Source organism: Streptomyces sp. NPDC030840 (assembly GCF_055572015.1).
In genome coordinates this window covers 713403-731911 of the sequence record NZ_JBVIEE010000001.1, presented here as the reverse complement: position 1 = coordinate 731911, position 18509 = coordinate 713403, and the positions used below count along the sequence as shown (strand labels likewise).

The window sequence follows — 18509 nt, the reverse complement described above, 5'->3', positions numbered from 1 at the left end:
GTTCAGGGGACAGGCCGTTCGAGACGGCGACGTCGCCCCTCTTGGCGCCCCGTCAGCTGTTGGGTACTGTGCGGGCCTGTTGAGTCTGGAGTGATTTCGTGCCCCCAGAAGGGTGGAACCCCGGATGCCCCCACTCCGCCGAACCTTACGAGGATTCCGAGGGCTCGCCGTGCTGGCCCTGTCCGCAGCGCTGGTGACGCCCCTTCCGTCCGCCGCGGCCGACGACACCCCCACGCGCCCATCGGATGTCTACTCCCTGCTGGAGGACCCGGAGGCGACCGCGGTCGGGCAGGAGCCGGCGCACGCCGAGCTGACTCCCTACGCCGACACCCGAAGCGCCCTCGCGGGAGAGCCGGACGGCCCGTGGACCAGGTCGCTCGACGGCACCTGGAAACTCCACATGTCGGACCGCCCCGAGGACGTACCGAAGGACTTCTTCGCGGAGGGGTACGACACTGGCGGGAGCGGCTGGCGCGGCGTACGCGTCCCGCACACCTGGCAGACGGACGGCCTCGACCACCCGATGTTCCGCAACATCCCCACCGAGATGTACCCGGACGACCCGCCGAAGGTGCCGCGCGACATCAACCCCACCGGGGCGTACGTACGCACCGTCGAGCTGCCGCGGAGCTGGAAGGACCGCGAGACCTTCCTCCGCTTCGAGGGGGTGACCAGCGGTTATCTCGTCTGGGTCAACGGCTCGTACGTGGGCTACGACCAGGGTGGCTACACCCCGGCCGAGTTCGACATCAGCGAGAAGCTGCACCCGGGCAAGAACACCATCGCCGTCCAGGTCCACCGCTGGGGCTCCGGAGCCCACCTGGAGGACTACGACCAGTGGCGGTTCGCCGGCATCTTCCGCTCGGTCGAGCTGTATTCGACCCCCAGGACGTACCTGCGGGACGTCACCATCCGCACCGACCTGGACGCCGGGTACCGCGACGCCCGGCTCAGCGCGGACGTGGAGGTCGCCGCCAAGGGCGCCACCGGCAGCGGCCCGCGCAAGGTCACCGGCACCCTCTACGACCAGCGCGGACGCAAGGTGACAACGATGTCCGGCACCGTGGACCCGAAGGACGGGGCCGCGTCCACCACCCTCAGGGCCGAGGTCACCGACCCCGCCAAGTGGACCGACGAGACCCCGGCCCTCTACACGCTCCTCGTCCAACTCGCCGGACCCGACGGCCGAGTCACCCACACCACCACCCAACCGGTCGGCTTCCGGGACATCGAGATCAAGGACAAACAGCTCCTCGTCAACGGAAAGCGCATCCTGGTCAAGGGCACCAACCGCGCCGAGACCGACCCCCGAACCGGCCGCTACGCCACCCGTGAGCGCACCGCCTCCGACGTCGCCCTGATGAAGCGGCTCAACATCAACGCGGTACGCACCTCGCACTATCCGTCGGACCCGTACTTCTACGAGCAGGCCGACACCCGGGGGCTGTGGATCGCCGACGAGGTGGACATCGAGACCCACCACCACGACGGCTGCCCGGACAACTGCCTGGCCGAACGGCCCGAGTGGCAGAAGGCGTTCATGGACCGCCTCACCGCGATGTACGAGCGGGACAAGAACCACCCCAGCGTGCTGATGTGGGACACCGGCAACGAGGCCGGGCTCGGCAAGGCCCACTACGCCATGGCCGACTTCCTGAAGGACAACGACCCGGACCGGCCCCTCTACCACCAGCCCAACTCACCCGACGGCGACGCCCCGTTCGCCGACATCTGGGGCCCCCGCTACCCCTCGCCCTCGGGCCTTGAGGACAAGGCGAAGTCCACCACCAAACCGGTCATCATGGGCGAGTACGCGCACGCCATGGGCAACTCGCTCGGCAACTTCCGCGAGTTCTGGGACGTCGTCCGCAAGTACCCCCAGGTGCAGGGCGGCTTCATCTGGGACTGGGCCGAGCAGAACATCACCCAGCCCCTGATCACCACCCCCGACTCCTCCGGCAACGACATCCTGGCGTACCCCAGCGGCAAGCCCGCCCACGTCCCCGGCAAGAAGGGCAAGGCGCTCTCGCTCTCCGGTCTCGACGACTTCGTGGAGGTCTACCGCGACAGGAAACTCGACGAGGCGTCCGGTGCGCTCACGCTGGACGCCTGGGTCAGACCCGCCGACTGGACGGGTGACTTCACCGTGATCGCCAAGGGCAACCACAGCTACGCCCTCAAGATGCGCGACAAGGACACCCTGGAGTTCTTCGTGTACGGCGAGGACGGCGAATGGCACACGGCCTCGGCCGGCGTGCCCGCCGACTGGTACGGCACCTGGCACCGGGTCTCGGGAACCTTCGACGGCGCGCGGCTCAAGCTGTTCGTCGACGGGAAGGAGGCGGCGTCCACCGAGTGGACCGGAACGGTCGCCTACTCCGCCCAGCCGGTGAACATCGGCCGGGACCCGGAGACCGGCCAGGAGAACATCACCACCCGCATGGCCCACGGCACCATCGACCAGGTGCGCGTCTACCACAAGGCGCTCACCCCGCGGCGACTCGACGCCGACCCCGCCTCCGAGGCCGTCCTGGCCCTCGACTTCGACACGCTGAAGAAGGAGGGCGAGTACGACTCGTACGGCGCGGGCACCGGCGGCGTCGACGGGGTGGTCTCCGCCGACCGCACCCTTCAGCCCGAGGCCCACGCCCTGGCCGCCGTCCACGCGCCCATCCGGATCAGCGACGCGAACGCCGGGGCCGGGAAGGTCACCGTGCTCAACGAGCGCTCCTTCACCGGCACCGGCGACCTGCGGCTGCGGTGGAGGATCACCGAGGGTGCGCGGGTCCTCGCCCAGGGGACCCGGCCGTTCTCCCTCGCCCCCGGCGCCGAGGCCGACGTCCGGCTCACCACACCTCCCGCCAACCCCAAGGACGCCGACCGCCGGCTGACGGTGGAGGCCGTGCAGGCGAAGGACACCGCCTGGGCCGAGGCCGGGCACACCGTCGCCGTCGAGCAGTTCGGCGTCGGCGGACGGCAACTCGCCGGAGTCCTCAGCCCCGAACCGCCGGGCAAGGTGACGGCCACCGAGACCAGGGACCGCATCACCCTCTCCGGCAAGGGCTTCGCTTACACCTTCGGCCGCGAGAGCGGCGAGCTGATCTCCATGAAGGCCGGCGGGCGCGAACTGCTCAGCGGCGGACCCGAGTTGGACGTATGGCGCGCTCCCGTCAGCAACGAGATCGGCTCCGAGGACGGATCGTGGCGCGCGGCGGGGCTCGACCGGCTGCGGACCGAGCCGGGGAAGGTCACGGTCGCCGAACGGGACGGAGCGGTCACGGTGACCGTCCCCAGCACCGTCGCCGCACCGGGGGTCGAGGACTCCTCCTTCACCCAGACCCTCCGCTACACCGTGACCGGCACCGGGGAGCTGCGCATCGACCACCGTGCCGAGGCGCGCGGCAGGGCACGCACCGTGCCGTACCTGCCGCGCATCGGTCTCTCCCTCCGACTCCCGGACCGCTACGACCGGTTCACCTGGTACGGCCGCGGCCCGCAGGAGAACTACAACGACCGCGAGGACGGCTCTCCCGTCGGCGTGTACTCCACCGACGTCGACGACCAGTTCTCCGGCTACACCCGGCCGCAGGACTACGGAAACCACGAGGACGTCCGCTGGGCGTCCCTCTCCGACGGCCGGAGCGGGCTCCTGGTCTCCGGCTCCCAGGACTTCTCCGCCGGCGTCACTCCGTACCAGGATCTCGACCGCGCCGCCTACCCGTTCGCCCTGCAGCGCGACCCGCGGGGCAACACGCTGCGGCTGGACCACGCGGTCAGCGGAGTGAGCGAGACCTTCCACACCGTGCTGCCCGAGTACCAGGTGAGGCCCGACCAGGAGTACGCGTACACCCTCCGCCTGCGGCCCCTCACCGGCACCGAGGCGCGCACGGGGACCCCGCGAGGTCCGGTGGTCTGCGTACCCGGGGCCGAGTTGACCGCCGACGACACCGGCATCGGCGCGGGGGAGTCGACGCCGGGGAAGCTGACCGTCACCAACCCCTGCAACGGCCGGCTGACCGACGTCTCCGCGTCCTTCGAGGCGCCGTCCGGCTGGAGCGTGACGCCGGGTTCGTCGGAGGCCGGTGACCTGGCACCCGGCGAGTCCGCGACCGTGGACGTCGTGATCAGCCGCGGGGCCGGCAGTCCGGACGGCCGGCGGACCGCCGTCGCCGCGGTCTCCGCGACCTCCACGGGTGGTGCGCGGGTGCGGGGCGAGGCCCCCCTCGTCCTCGACGGCACGCCACCCCCGCCCCGCGGAGACGTCCCCGTGTCCGATCAGGACTTCATCACGGCGGACAACGGCTGGGGGCCGGTGGAACGGGACATGAGCAACGGAGAGTCGGCGCCCGGCGACGGCAGGCCTCTCACCATCGGCGGCAGGACCTACGACAAGGGGATCGGCGTGCACGCCGAGTCGACGGTGACGACCTACCTCGGCGGGGCGTGCTCGACGTTCACCGCGGAGGTGGGCGTGGACGACGAAGCGGACGCGAACGGAAGCGTCGTCTTCGAGGTCTACGCCGACGGAGAGAAGGTCTACGGCAGCGAGGTCCTCACCGGTGAGGACAGCGCCACGCAGGTCCGGGCTCCGATCGGTGGCGCCGAGCGTCTCACCCTGCGTGTCCGCGACGGCGGCGACGGCAACGCGTGGGACCACGGGGACTGGGGGGCGGCGACGGTGCACTGCGGAACCGGCCGGGTCGGTTCATGACGACGGCTCTCTCCCGCGGTGAACCTCGCGGGAAGGACCCCTGAGGCACCCCGTACCGTTCGCGCAACCCCTCCGAGCCGGTGACCGCTCGGAGGGGTCCAGGGGGCGGAAGGTATGTTCAGCGGGGCAGACGGACGTCGAGGGAGTACAGGCGCGTGGTCTGGGTCTCCCGTTCGTTGTCGTCGCTGACCAGCAGGACGCGCAGGCGTCCGCCGGCGGTGTGGCCGGTCACCGCGAGTCCCTCGATGTTGTCAAGGAGCGGGTTGGGCTGGGGCTGTTCGGCCGTGGCGCCGAGGGCCGGGCAGTCGACGAGGTCGGCCAGCAGCGTCTTGGAGGCCAGGCGGACGGCATCTCCCGCGGCGATCCTCTCGGCTCCGCTCACGTCCTCGGCGCGGCTCAGGTCGGCCAGATACAGGCGGACCGTGTTGCCGACGCCCGCCTTGAAGCCGCGTTCGAGGACGAGAAGCCGACCGTCCCCGGCGGCTGCCAACTCCACCACTCCGAGGCCCGCGTCGACCCGGTAACCGTACTGGGCGCCGATCGCGAAGGGCTTGACGAGGCCCGCACGGCGCCAGGTCTGGAAGCGGACCACATCGGCTTCGTCTCCGGAGAGGGCGCCTTCCATGGAGGCGATCAGGGTTCCTCCGCCGCGCTGGAGGGTCAGTCCTTCGAAGGTCTGGTTGCGTACGGCGCGGCCTGCCGGGGCCACGGCGAGGGCGCCCGGCACGGGCAGTGTCTCGACGGGCGTGCCGTCGCGGTCGTAGCGGGTGACGGAAGGTTCGGTCTCCGAGCTGATCAACCGGGTGCCGTCCTGGTCGACGGCCAGCCCCTCGGAGTCCGGCGCCGCGCCGTTCAGGTCGGTGAGGCCCGTCACGGCCACCGCCTCGGCGGTCAGTGAACGGGCGCGTTCTCGCACGTCGAGCGAGAACAGGTACGACTCGTCGGACACCGCGGTGATCCGGCCGCCCCGGTCCACGGCGAGGGCGGAGAGGTTGCCGACGTAGACGCCGTCCAGGGTCTCCTTGTCCAAGTCGTCGGAGAAGGCCCGGATGCGGACCAGGTCGGAGCAGTCACGCGTCGGCGTGGACGGAACGTGGAGGGACGACGGGGGCAGCTCGGACGCCTGGGCGGCGCTCTGGGCGAAAGTGAGACATCCGGTCATGCTCAGGACCAGTGCGGCGGTGACCGACCCACGTAGGCGCATGCGCGTACTCCTTTGGCACGAAGAGTGAGGGAAGTCCGCCCGGGGCTCCGCGTGTTGGGCATCCTCGGCCAACATCCACGACGACGCGTTCGCCCGTGGCGTCAAGGGAGGGCGCACTGGGCGGGAAGCACTCCGCACGGGCATGACGAACGGCCGAGCACCAAACGGGCTCAACAAAATGTCAACCTACAAGTCCGGCGGCCGAATGTCTCTACCCGCGTAGCAGGTACACGTGGAGCAAGGAGCACCGCCTGCGCCTGCCAGACCTCCGCATCCGCACCGAGAAGCCCAGGTGAGCCACCCTTTCGCAGCCCCTGGAGGCGGCGCTCCACCGGCTTCGAAGAGACCTCCTCGACTCCCCTCGGTTCCGCTTGGCGGTCCAAGTGATCCACCCGATCCCACTTTTCACCTCCGGAATCTTGCCGATGCCCGATGCGCCGCGTAGTTTCACTGCCGCAGGCCGGACCATTTGAACCACGCTGCGGACCAAAGGTGCGCTGTAGTGGTGAGCACGTCACACAGCCGAGAGGTCTGCCCAGCGGCTGCCCGTCCTCAACGCACCCCAGGCCCTCGCTCCACCACCGGCCTTTCACCCCGCACGTCATCACGGAGGTTGGCATGAGTCGCGCATCCAGATCCGGCCCGGGCGCGGGGGCGGCCATCGCCAGTTTCGTCGGGGCCGTGGCCGACTGGTACGACTTCTTCCTCTACGGGATCGTCGCCGGCCTGCTGTTCGACGAGTTGTTCTTCCCCGACGTCAGTCCCGCCCTCGCGACCCTCGCCGCCTGGTCCACCTTTGGCGTCGGCTTCCTCTTCCGTCCTCTCGGTGGCATCGTCTTCGGCCACTTCGGGGACCGCGTGGGCCGCAGGAGGATGCTCATCCTGACCATGCTCATCATGGGCCTCGCCTCAACTCTGATAGGAGTCCTGCCCACTTACGAGGAGGCCGGCGTCCTGGCCCCGGTCCTCCTGGTCGTCCTGCGTGCCGCGCAGGGCTTCGCGGTCGGCGGCGAGTGGGGCGGTGCCGCGCTGATGGCGGTGGAGAACGCGCCCCGCAGATGGCGCTCCCTCTACAGCAGCGGCGTACAGGTGGGCGCCTCCGTCGGACTGCTCCTGGCCACCGCGGCCGTCCAGTTCACGTCCACCCATCTGCCCGAGCAGGACTTCCGCGCATGGGGATGGCGGATCCCCTTCCTCGCCAGCGGCGCCATCGTCGTCATCGGCCTGGTCGTACGAGCCGCCGTTCCCGAATCCCGCGCGTTCACCGAGCACGTCGCCGCACGCTCCACACGCCGACGGCTGCCACTGCTCGCCGCCGTCAAGGCCAACCCGTCCGGCTTCCTGGCCATCATCGGTCTGCGCCTGGTCGAACTGCTCAGCTTCTACTGCGTGACCACGTTCGGTCTGAGTTACGGTGCCGAGGAATTCGGCCTGAGCCGCGACACGCTGCTCGACACCAACCTCGTGCTCGGTTCGCTGGCCCTTGTCACCATTCCCGTCTTCGCCTACCTCGCGGACCGCTACAACCCCCGCTCGGTCTACCTCTGGGGCGCGGGTCTCGGCATCCTCGGTGCCCTGCCGTTCTTCACCGCCCTGCACTTCGGCTCGGAGATCCTGATCCTGGTGACCGCGATCCTGCTCGTCAACGGTGCCCACGACCTGTCCGTCGCGGTCCAGCAACCTCTGTTCACCGACATGTTCAGCACCGAGTTCCGCTACAGCGGCGCAGGCGTCGGCTACCAGCTCGCCAGCGTCGTCGGCGGGGGCTTCACCCCCTTGATCGCCGGAACCCTCGTGCTGTGGGCCGAGGGCAGCTGGGTCCCGGTCGCCCTGTATCTCCTGATCGGATGCGGCGTCTCCTTCACGGTCGCCCTCAACCTGCACACCGGTCGCCCCAGCCGGCCGGGCACGCCCGATGCTCCTCCGGACTCCTCGACCCGCCGCCTTCAACCGCGCTGAGCGGCGAGGCGGACGTAGGCGTTGGCGGCGCCGTACCCGTCGTAGCCTCCGGTGCGCTGGACCACTTCGAAGAAGACCCGTCCGACGGTCGTGCTGTAGAAGTGGCGGAACTCGCCGCCTTGTTCGTCGCGGTCGTAGAGGATGCCCAGTTCCCGGTAGGCGGCCAGCTCCGCCGGATCGAGGTCGTAGCGGGCATCGAGATCGTCGTGGTAGTTGGCGGGGATCGCCAGCGGCTCGGCCCCCGCGTCCCGGAACCGGCGGGCTGCGGCGAGGATGTCGTCCGTGACGAACGCGATGTGCTGCGCCGGGTGGTCGTCGCCTTCCGACGCGAGCGCCAGGTTGAGTACGAGACGCAGGCTGCCGTCGTCGCTGGACAGCGCCCGGCTGCGCAGCAGCCCGTAGGGGTCGGCGACCTCCACGCTCTCCTCGGGTCGCAGCCCGAGCACGCTGCGGTGGAAGAGGACCGCCTGGTCGAACTGGGCGCCGGGCTGGGTGAGCGCCACATGGTCGATTCCGAGAAGTGCGCCGGTCGTTGCCGCGGAAGCCCTGCTCGCGCGGTCGTCGGTGGCGCACAGGAACAGCTCCGTGCCGTCCGGGGCGCTGATGGTGTGCGGTGAGACGTCCGGCTCACCGCGCCGCCGGGCCGGCGCGGGTACCAGCAGCGACGCGGCGCGGTCGGCGAGCGCGGCGGGCTCGGGGGCGCACACCCCGACTCCGGCCAGCCGAGCGCCGTCGCGCCGGGTGGCGGAGCCGCTGTCGACCAGGACACGGGCGTCGTTCCGCTCCCACAGCTCCGGCCGGTTTCCCGCCGCCTGCTTCTCGGTGCGTACGAACCCGAGGGCGCCCAGCAGTGCCGTCACGGGCTGTGGGTCGGTACTGGCGATCTTGGCGAAGGCGATACCGGAGGGCTGCGCGACCGGGGCCGGTGCCGGGCAGATGCCGGCGTCCTTCTCCAGCGCGATCAGGGAGCGCAGGGCGTCGGTGGCGGTGGGGCCCGCCTCGGACTGGCGGAAGACGTCGTTGAAGACCTCCAGGGACAGCGGGCCCCGGTAACCGGCGTCGACCACGTGACGGACCAGGCGGGCCACGTCGAGCCCGCCCTGGCCGGGGAAGCAGCGGTGGTGGCGGCTCCACTGCAGCACGTCCATGGCCATGACAGGAGCATCCGCGAGTTGCAGGAAGAAGATCTTCTCCGCGGGAATCCGCTCGATGCCGGCGGGGTCCGAGCCGCGGGAGAGGATGTGGAAGCTGTCCAGGCAGACGCCGAGGGCCGGATGGTCCGCCTTCTCGACGATGCGCCAGGCGTGGTCGTAGGTGCTGACGTGCCGTCCCCAGGCGAGCGCCTCGTAGGCGACGCGGATGCCGTGTTCGTGGGCGCGTTCGGCCAGGAGGCGCAACTGCGCGGCGGCGAGGGCGTCGTCGTCCACGGCGTGCCCGGAGACCTGTGAGCACACCAGCAGCAGATCGGCACCGAGTCGGCGCATGACCTCGAACTTGTGCTCCGCGCGGCGGAGATTGCGGGTGAACCGCTCGTCGGAGACGGCCTCGATGTCGCGCATCGGCTGGTAGAGCTCGATGGCCAGCCCCAGGTCGGCCGCGCGTTCGCGAACCTGTTCGGGGCTCAGCCGGCTGGCGAGCAGGTCGTTCTCGAAGATCTCCACACCGTGGAAGCCCGCGCGGGCGGCGGCGGTGAGCTTCTCGCTCAGCGTGCCGCTCAGGCAGACGGTGGCGATGGACTTACGCATCGGCCCCTCCGAGCCCTCCGACGCTGATCCAGGTCTTGCCGGCCCGCCGGCCCGCTCCGGTGAAGGCTTCCTGGGCCTGCTCCAGCGGGTACCGGCATTCGACGGCCCGTCCGGGACGGGCACTGTCGAGCTCGGCCATGGCGTCGGCGAAGTCATGGGGGTGGTCGTAGATCATCGAGCCTTTGATCACGAACTGGCGGCGGACCACGTCGTCGACGGTGAGAGGGAGGGGGGCGGAACTGAGGCCGACCAGGACGACGGTGGCGCCGGGCGCCGCCCGGTCCAGGGCGGGGCGCAGCGCGGGTGCGTGGCCGGACGTCTCGAAGACGAAGGTGAATCCGCTGCGCCCGTCGTCGGCGAGCGCGCCGAGGCGCTGGGCCCGGGCCGCGCGCCGCGGGTGCGGCTCGACGACCACCGGCCGGGCGCCCAGACGGGCGAGGACGACGCAGACCAGCAGGCCCTGTGCGCCGGCTCCGACGACCAGGCAGCGGTCCCCCGCGGTGACCCCGCTGCGCCGTACGGCGGTCCGGGCGACGGTGTACGGCTCGGCGCTGGCGAGGTCGGCGCCGGACAGGGCGTCGGGGACAGGGTGGGCGAACTGCGCGGGGAGCGCGATCCGTTCGGCGAGGACGCCGGGGGCGTTGAGGCCGACGATGGTGCGGTGGGGACAGGCGGAGGTGAGGCCGCGCAGACAGTCTACGCACTTCAGGCAGGCGTAGTTGGGCTCGACGACCACTGTCTGCCCGACTGTGCGGTCCCGTACCTCGGCCCCTGTGGTGACGATGCGTCCGAATCCCTCGTGGCCCATGACCCACGGCACTTCGGGGGGACGGCGCTTGCCGTGGAAGACGGCGAGGTCGGTACCGCAGAGTCCGACCCCGCCCACCTCCACTACCACGTCGTGCGGTCCGCAGGAAGGCTCCGGCCAGTCCTCGACCGTCTCTATGCGGCAGGTGTCTGTGAGAACCGCTGCTCTCATCTTCTTCTCCCTGGATCTTCCCGTGGTCCGCTTAATGGACCATATGATCCGGCCAGTGGTTTCGCCAGTGGTCTGTGGGAAGTTTCTCCGGCCGGCCCCGGGAAAAGCAGAGCCGCCGCACGTCCGGATGAGACGTACGGCGGCTGTGCGGGCTCCCGAGGCCTAGACGGCCCTGCTGACGGGTTCCGCCGGGACAGCGGCGGGAACACGGTCCCGTCCGCCGCCCATCCGCAGGGCGACGAGGAGGGAGATGAGGCAGCCGAGCGTGAAGTAGCCGGCGACCAGGTACCAGCCTCCGTCCGCCCAGAGGACCAGGGAGCTGAGGACGAAGGGCGTGAAGCCGCCGCCGACGACACTGGCGAGCTGGTAGCCGACCCCGGCGCCGCTGTAGCGGTACTCGGGGCCGAACATCTCCGTGAACAGGGACTGCTGCACGGCGACCGCCATGTCGTGGGCGCCGTTCACCAGCAGCACCGCGCACACGATGATCAGCACCATCGAACCCGACTCCATGGCCCAGAAGAACGGGACCGAACCGGCGATGCCCAGGACGGAGCCCCACACGTAGACCGAGCGGCGGCTGTAGCGGTCGGCGAGGTAGGCGAAGGCCGGGATGGTGACGATCGCCAGCGCGCCCACCGCGAGGTTGACGTTGAGGAGGCTGTCGCGGTCCAGCCCGAACTCGGCCGTGCCGTAGCTGAGGGCGAAGTTGGTCACCCCGTAGAAGGTGAACAGCTCGACCATGCGCAGACCGATGATGGCGAAGAAGCCCTTGGGGTTGGACCTGATGGCGGCGACCAGGGGCATGCTCGGCTTCTTGGCCTGGTCGAGCGTGGCGACCTCCTTGGTGAAGACCTCGGACTCCTCGACCTTGGCCCTGATGACCAGACCGATGATCACGATGACCGCGCTGACCAGGAAGGGAACGCGCCAGCCCCAGGTCCTGAAGGCGGCGTCCGACATCCCGCCGGAGGTGACCTTGGTGATCAGCGTGGCGAGCAGCAGGCCGACCGACGCACCGACCTGGACGCCACTGCTGTAGAGGCTGCGCCACTTGGCGGGCGCGTTCTCCACGGCCATCAGCGCCGCGCCGCCCCACTCGCCGCCGACGGCGAAGCCCTGGGCCGCGCGCAGGACGACCAGCAGGAAGGGCGCCCACAGACCGGCCTGGGCGTGGGTGGGCAGGACGCCTATCAGGGTGGACGCCAGGCCCATGATCAGCATGGTGAGGACCAGCATCCTCTTGCGGCCCAGACGGTCGCCGAAGTGACCGAAGACGATGCCGCCCAGGGGACGGAACAGGAAGCCGACACCGAACGTGGCCCAGGCCGCCAGGGTGCCCACGGCCGGGCTGACGTCGGGGAAGAACAGTTCGTTGAAGAGGAGGCCGGCGACGATGCCGTAGAGGAAGAAGTCGTACCAGTCGACGACCGCTCCCATGAAGCTGGCTACGGCCGCTCTCTTCGCCGCGCCGGGATTCGCGGTCCCGGCGCCTGCTGCCGGGCTGGGGATGCTGCTCAACTCACACACTCCATTGGATGCTGTGCTTCACCGGCCGGCCGGGAGGCGCGGCTCGCGAGAGACGGGTGGACATCAGGACAGGCGACTGCCGTGGGAACGGGTGCCGGGTGCGGCGGCGCGTGCTCCGGGGTGGGGAGCCTGCCGTCGGGCGGCACCAGGGGGCTCGCCTGGCGTAAGACGAGCCCGAGCGCTCCGGTCCGTGTAGTGGATCGAATGGACCGATTGGCGGGAAGATACGGTCCCCAGTCGGGGGCGGGCAAGGGTTACCGCAAGATTTCCCCCACGCTTCGGCTTCCTGCGGTCCGCAGAACGGACTACCGTCGGGGACGGGGAGCCCGTCACACGAGCGGCACCGGGTACGCTCCTGTGGGCACCGGACAGGGGAGGCAGAAGAGTGGCGAGCAGCGGCGCGGGGGCCGACCCGGACAAGGAGCCGAACGGCACCGGAGTCCGCAGTGTGCGACGCGCCGTGGACATCCTCGGCCTGCTCAGCGAGGAACGGCCGCTCATCACGCTGCGCGAGATCGTCGAGACCACCGGTCTGCCGAAGACCACGGTGCTGCGCCTCGTCCAGACGCTGGAGGAGAGCGGCCTGCTGTGGTCGGACGGCGGCGGTTACATCGCCGGACCCGGCCTGTGGCGCTGGGCGTACCTCGCTCGCGGCCAGTGGGAGATCCCCCGCGCCACCCGCAAGGTGATGCGCGACCTGGCGGACCGGCTGGGCGAGACGGTCAACATCTTCGTCCCCCGTGACCTCCACCGCGTCTGCGTGGCCCACGAGGAGAGCCCCCACCCACTGCGCCACGTCGTCGACGTGGGCGACGAGCAGCCGCTGTGGGCCGGCGCGTCCTCGAAGATCCTGCTCCGCGACGCCCCTGACACCCTGCTGCGTCGGCTCGCCCTCGCCTCCTCCCACGACGAGACGTACGCGGAGCGGCTGCGCGTCTCGGCGCAGGAAGCGGCGCGCCGGGGCTACGCGGTCAGCAGCAGCGAGTGGGACGAGGGTCTCACCGCTGTCGCCGTCCCGATCACCGGCGCCACCGGCGCCGTCATCGCCTCCCTGTCCGTGAGCGGCCCCGACCACCGCTTCCCCTACGAGGCCGTCGAGCGTTTCGCCACCGAGTTGACGGAGGCGGCACGCCTGATCTCCGACCAGGGCTTCACACGCCCGCTCGGCGGCGGGCACCAGGGCAAAGCCCCCTGACCGGTCCCGACATCACCTGCGGCAGTCCCGCCGCCCACGACGGTTCCCGCACGACCCGTGAGGCATCCCCGGGACACCGCCATCAGGCCCGCCTCCGTACCCGACCTCCGCGTGCGGGCCCTTCATGACATGGCGAACCTGCCCGCCATGACGTGAGCTGGCTCACACGCTGTCACAGCCAGCGCTCCCCCGGTGTCTTGAGGCCGACACCGGAAGAACGGAGGAGCCACCCATGACCGAGAACACCGATGTCGTCGTGATCGGCGGCGGATACGCGGGTGTCATGGCAGCCAATCGCCTCACGCGGCGCGACGACGTGACCGTGACCGTGATCAACCCGCGCCCGGTCTTCGTCCCGCGCCTGCGCCTGCATCAGCTGGTGGGCGGGTCCCACGACGCGGTCGTCGAGTACCGCGAGGTCCTGGCCGAGGGCGTACGGCTGGTGGTCGACAGCGTGGCCCGGATCGACGGGGCCGAGCGCCGCGTGACACTGGCGAGCGGCGGCACCGTCGGCTACGACTACCTGGTCTACGCGGCGGGCAGTGCCAGTGCCGCCCCGGACGTGCCCGGGGCGGCCGAGTTCGCCCACCCGGTCGCCACGCTGGAGGCGGCGCAGCGGCTGCGGTCGGTCCTCGACGCCACGCCCGCGACGGGTGCCGTGACGGTCGTCGGCGGTGGTCCGACCGGCATCGAGACGTCCGCCGAGCTGGCGGAGCAGGGCCGTCGGGTGACGCTGGTCTGCAAAGGCGCGCTCGGCCCGTACCTGCACCCCCGGGCCCGGCGCACGGCTGCCAAGCGGCTCGCCCGGCTCGGGGTGACCGTGCTCGACGGGCCCGGCGCGTCAGTCACAGCGGTGACCGGCCACTCCGTGCGCCTCGGTGACGGTCGCGAGCTGCCGAGCGAGGTCACCGTCTGGACGGCCGGGTTCGGTGTGCCCGATCTGGCCGCGCGCAGCGGGCTGAGCACCGACGCGGTGGGGCGCCTGCTCACGGACGAGACGCTGACCAGCGTGGACGACGAGCGCATCGTCGCCGCCGGGGACTCGGCCGCGCCGTCGGACCTGCCGTTCCGGATGAGTGCCTACGCCGCGGGCTGCCTGGGCGCGCACGCCGCCGACACGGTGCTCGGCCGCATCGCGGGTGAGCGACCCGCGCCCATCGACCTGTCGTTCCCCGCCATGTGCGTCAGCCTGGGGCGCCGAGCCGCCGTCTTCCAGCTCGCGCGCAAGGACGACACCGCGATGAGGCTCTACGTCGGCGGCCGCGCGGGCGCCGGGCTCAAGGAACTGTCCTGCCGGTTCAGCGTCAAGCACCTGGTGGAGGAGGCGCGCAGGCCCGGTTCGCACACCTGGCCGGGGGCGGGTGACCACCGCCGGCGACTGCTGCAGGACAGGCGCGGCGAGACGACGGCCGTCCCAGGACGGACAGTCTGACCAGGCATACGAGGGTACGAGGGAGAGGGACCCGAGAGATGACCGACCGGAACACGGACCTGGCGACCGAGGCTTTCGTCGCCCACCGCAACCTGCTCTTCACCGTCGCCTACGAGATGCTCGGATCGGCGGCCGACGCCGAGGACGTCCTCCAGGAAACGTGGCTGCGGTGGGTCAGGGCCGACCTGGGGCAGGTGAACGACCAGCGGGCGTACCTGGTGCGGATCACGACCCGGCAGGCGCTCAACCGGCTGCGCACGGTGAAGCGCCGCAGGGAGGCGTACGTCGGCCAGTGGCTGCCCGAACCGCTGCTCACCACGCCGGACGTGGCCGAGGACGCGGAACTCGCCGAGAGCATGTCGATGGCGATGATGCTCGTACTCGAAACCCTCTCCCCGACCGAGCGGGCGGTGTTCGTGCTGCGTGAGGTCTTCGAGGTCGACTACGACGAGATCGCCGAGGCCGTCGGCAAGAGCCCCGCGGCCGTCCGCCAGATCGCCCATCGCGCCCGCCGGCACGTCGATGCCCGCCGTCCCCGCCGGACGGCTTCCCCGAGCCAGACCCGGGCGGCGCTGGAGTCCTTCCAGCGCGCCCTGGAGACCGGCAACCCGCAGGACCTCCTCGACGTACTCGCCCCCGACGTCGTCCTGATCAGCGACGGCGGCGGCGTCAAGCGCGCCGCGCTCAGGCCCGTCGTCGGCGCCGAGAAGATCGTCCGCTTCTACCTCGGAGCCACCGCCAAGAACCCGGCCGTGATCACCTGCGAGCCCACCGTGGTCAACGGCAGCCCGGCACTCGCCGTACACAGGGACGGCGCGTTCGACGGCGTCATGGCCGTCCGTGTCGAGGACGCCCGCATCACCGGCCTCTACTTCGTCCGCAACCCCGAGAAGCTGACCCGGGTCACCTCCGGGACCCCGCTCAGCCTGCGCTGACGCGGTCGGCTCGGGCAGCACCCGCGACGGCCCTGCAGACGCTGACCCTCTGTCCTCCAGGCGGTCACCGCCGGCATGCCGCTGTGGGCCGGCCGGCCGCCGAGTGCCTGACCGGGCCACGCGGCGGCGGCGACGAACCGTGACTCAGGTCACTGGGCCTCCTTGTGTCCCAGCTGGATGTCGACACCCTCCTGGCTGCCGTTCAGGGTGACCTGCGTGGCCACCGGCGGGTAGCCGCTGGCGATCACGGTGTACTGCTCGTCGGAGAGGTCGGTGAAGGCGTAGCTGCCGTCGAGGCTCGTGCTGCGCGTCCCGACGACGTTGCCGGCGGCGTCGATCAGCGTGACCCGGGCGTCGTCCAGCGCACGCCCGTCCTGGGTGTGCACCGTGCCCCGCAGGGTCGCCGCGACGGAGAGTTGGATGTCGGAGCGGGTGGTCTCGGCGGTGACGGTGGCCGGCACGGCGGCCGGGCGGTGGCCGGCCGCGCTGACGCTGAGCGTGTAGTCGCCGGGGACCAGGTCACCGATCCGGTAGCCGCCGTCCGTCCCCGTGGTCACGGAGGCTGCCACGTCACCGCTCCGGTAGGTGGCCACCACCAGCGCGCCGGGCAGCACCTCGCCCTCCCCGCCGCGCACGGTGCCGGCCAGGCCGCCAGGGCTGGGCAGGACAACGAGGTCGTGGGAGACGGACGCGCCGTTCAGTGTCAGCGTCACGACCTGCGGCTGGTAACCGGGTGCCGAGCCGATGAGGACGAAGCTGCCGTGCTCGGCGGTCTCCACCGCGTACGAGCCGTCCGCACGGGAGGTGGCGCGTGCGAGCTGCCGCCCCGAACTGTCCAGCAGGGTGATCGCGGTACGGGGTACGGGCGCGCCGGCACCGTCCCGCACCTGTCCCCGGATGGCGGGCACCTCGCGCGCGCCTGCTTCGAGGGCGCCGACGACCGCGGGCGTGGCCGGGGCCTCGACCGGGGCCTCGGCCTGCGCCTCCGGCACCCCCGCGGACTCCTCCGCGGGCGCACCGGCCCTCCTCTTCCTGCGGAACAGCAGCGCCGTGACGATCAGCGCGAAGACGAAGAAGCCGGCCGACCACCAGTACGCGACCTCGTAGCTGTGCAGGGCGGCTTTCGCCTTGACCAGCGGATCGGACATGTGGTGTTGCGCGTAGTCGGTGGCGGCGCTGGCGGCCAGGGTGTTCAGCAGCGCGGTGCTGATCGAACCGCCCACCTGCTGGGTGGTGTTGACGGCCGCCGACGCCACGCCCTGGTCCTGGGCGTCCACTCCCAGGGTGGCGTAGCTCATCGCGACGGGCATCGTCAGGCCGAGGCCCACGCCGAGCAGCAGCAGCGGGGGCAGCACATGCGCCGCGTAGCTGCTGTCCAGGTCGAGGCCGGTGAGCAGGACCATGCCGACCGTGGCCAGCAGCATGCCCACGGGCACGACGATCCTGGGGCCGAGCTTCGGCACCAGCCAGGTGGTCGCCAGCTGCGCCGCCACCATCAGCGCGCCCACCATCGGCAGGAAGGCCACGCCGTTCTTCACCGGCGAGTAGCCCAGGGTCGACTGCAGGTAGTAGGTGAGGAAGAGGAAGACGCCGAACATCCCGGCCGACGAGATGAGCACGGCGGACAGGGCGCCGGCGCGGTCCCGGTCGGCCAGGACGCGCAGCGGAAGCACGGGGTGCTCGGCACGGGTCTGCCAGAGGAAGAACGCCATCAGCAGGACGGCGCCCGCGGCCAGGAAGCCCCAGGTCATCCAGTTGTCCCAGTCGTGCGTCTCCGCGTTGGCGAAACCGTAGACGATGCCGAACAGACCGCCGGAGACCAGGACGACACCGAGGACGTCCAGCTTCGGCCGCTCGGCCGGGACGGAGCGGCCGATGAGGAAGATCGCACCGATCAGCGCCGGAACCGCGATGACGTCGTTGACGTACAGCGTCCAGCGCCAGTCCAGGTACTCGGTGAGCAGGCCGCCGAGGACCAGGCCGACGGCCGCGCCCGAGCCGGCGATGGCACCGAAGATGCCGAACGCCCTGGCGCGCTCCTTGGCCTCGGTGAAGGTCGTGGTGAGCAGGGAGAGCGCGGCCGGCGCGAGCAGCGCGCCGAACAGGCCCTGCACCGCGCGCGCGACGACCAGCATGGTGAAGCCGTTCGCCGCGCCGCCGATCGCGGAGGCGGCGGCGAAGCCGACGAGGCCGACGATGAAGGTCGTCTTGCGGCCGAAGAGGTCGGCGAGCCGGCCGCCGAGCAGCAGCAGGCTGCCGAAGGCCAGGGAGTAGGCGGTGACGATCCACTGCCGGCCGTTGTTGTCGAAGCCCAGGTCCTGCTGGGCGGACGGCAGCGCGATGTTCACGATGGTGGCGTCGAGGACGACCATGAGCTGGGCGAGGCCGATCACGGCCAGCGCCCACCATCGGTGCTTCGCTGGGGCCTGGGTGTGACCGGGCGGCCCGGCCTGGGCGGTGAGGGCCGGGATGGCTTCCACGATGGTGCTCCCCTCATGGGGCTCGGGATTACTCGGATCGGACGACACTCATCAGTCCGAAACCGTTTCGTACGCCTAACGTAGAAACTCGCGCAGCGAAACTCAAACGTTTCGATAGCCCGCCACCCGAAGTGTGGGACGGCTCACAACCACGGGCTCACCGCCCCTACACCCCCTCCACAACCTTCGCGAAATCCCACGTCGCCACCGGCCTTGGCCCCAGGGGGCAGAGCGGGGCCGGGCGCGTCGAAGGCTCACCGCGCTCGCGTGCGGGGGGGGGGCGTCGCGTCGGCCGGGAGCGGCGGGGAGTCCGCGTGATGTGTCATGCCCCTGAGGCTG

Annotated in this window: 10 protein-coding genes; 5 read left to right on the top strand and 5 right to left on the bottom strand. The window is 71.0% G+C overall.

The features are described from left to right. Positions 1-169 precede the first annotated feature (169 nt). Positions 170-4711, top strand: a complete 4542-nt coding sequence (locus tag ACZ49J_RS03055; protein WP_467447507.1) for a glycoside hydrolase family 2 TIM barrel-domain containing protein — start codon at positions 170-172, stop codon at positions 4709-4711. A 118-nt stretch (positions 4712-4829) separates the two neighbouring features. Here the strand turns inward: ACZ49J_RS03055 and ACZ49J_RS03050 are convergent, their stop codons facing one another. Continuing rightward, positions 4830-5915: an esterase-like activity of phytase family protein gene (locus tag ACZ49J_RS03050; RefSeq protein WP_467447506.1), complete on the bottom strand. Its 1086-nt coding sequence runs from the start codon at positions 5913-5915 to the stop codon at positions 4830-4832. A gap of 618 nt (positions 5916-6533) precedes the next feature. Here ACZ49J_RS03050 and shiA (ACZ49J_RS03045) point away from each other — a divergent pair. Next, positions 6534-7874, top strand: a complete 1341-nt coding sequence (gene shiA, locus ACZ49J_RS03045; RefSeq protein ID WP_467447503.1) for a shikimate transporter — start codon at positions 6534-6536, stop codon at positions 7872-7874. On the opposite strand, the gene ACZ49J_RS03040 is transcribed toward shiA (ACZ49J_RS03045), so the two are convergent. The 3 genes from ACZ49J_RS03040 to shiA (ACZ49J_RS03030) all read right to left on the bottom strand — a co-directional run bounded on the left by ACZ49J_RS03040 (position 7862) and on the right by shiA (ACZ49J_RS03030) (position 12119). Then, positions 7862-9619, bottom strand: coding sequence for a TIM barrel protein (locus tag ACZ49J_RS03040; protein ID WP_467447502.1), 1758 nt, complete (start codon positions 9617-9619; stop codon positions 7862-7864). The two genes, shiA (ACZ49J_RS03045) and ACZ49J_RS03040, sit on opposite strands and share 13 nt — an antisense overlap. Further along, complete coding sequence (locus tag ACZ49J_RS03035; protein WP_467447500.1) at positions 9612-10598, bottom strand: zinc-dependent alcohol dehydrogenase; 987 nt, start codon at positions 10596-10598, stop codon at positions 9612-9614. Before ACZ49J_RS03035 ends, ACZ49J_RS03040 begins: the two co-directional genes overlap by 8 nt. A gap of 162 nt (positions 10599-10760) precedes the next feature. Beyond that, positions 10761-12119, bottom strand: a complete 1359-nt coding sequence (shiA, locus tag ACZ49J_RS03030; protein WP_467447499.1) for a shikimate transporter — start codon at positions 12117-12119, stop codon at positions 10761-10763. A gap of 394 nt (positions 12120-12513) precedes the next feature. Here shiA (ACZ49J_RS03030) and ACZ49J_RS03025 point away from each other — a divergent pair, with 394 nt between their 5' ends. The 3 genes from ACZ49J_RS03025 to ACZ49J_RS03015 all read left to right on the top strand — a co-directional run bounded on the left by ACZ49J_RS03025 (position 12514) and on the right by ACZ49J_RS03015 (position 15690). Further along, entirely contained in the window at positions 12514-13323 is an 810-nt protein-coding gene (locus ACZ49J_RS03025) for an IclR family transcriptional regulator (RefSeq protein WP_467447497.1), read from the top strand. A 232-nt stretch (positions 13324-13555) separates the two neighbouring features. Then, a complete protein-coding gene (locus ACZ49J_RS03020; protein ID WP_467447496.1) occupies positions 13556-14755 on the top strand; it encodes an NAD(P)/FAD-dependent oxidoreductase in 1200 nt (399 codons plus the stop codon). A 38-nt stretch (positions 14756-14793) separates the two neighbouring features. Next, positions 14794-15690 carry an RNA polymerase sigma-70 factor gene (locus ACZ49J_RS03015; RefSeq protein WP_467447495.1) on the top strand — a complete coding sequence of 299 codons (897 nt, stop codon included), beginning with the start codon at positions 14794-14796 and terminating at the stop codon, positions 15688-15690. Between the two features lie 149 nt (positions 15691-15839). Here the strand turns inward: ACZ49J_RS03015 and ACZ49J_RS03010 are convergent, their stop codons facing one another. Further along, on the bottom strand, positions 15840-18170 hold the full coding sequence (locus ACZ49J_RS03010; RefSeq protein WP_467447494.1) for an MFS transporter: 2331 nt from the start codon (positions 18168-18170) through the stop codon (positions 15840-15842). Positions 18171-18509 lie beyond the last annotated feature (339 nt).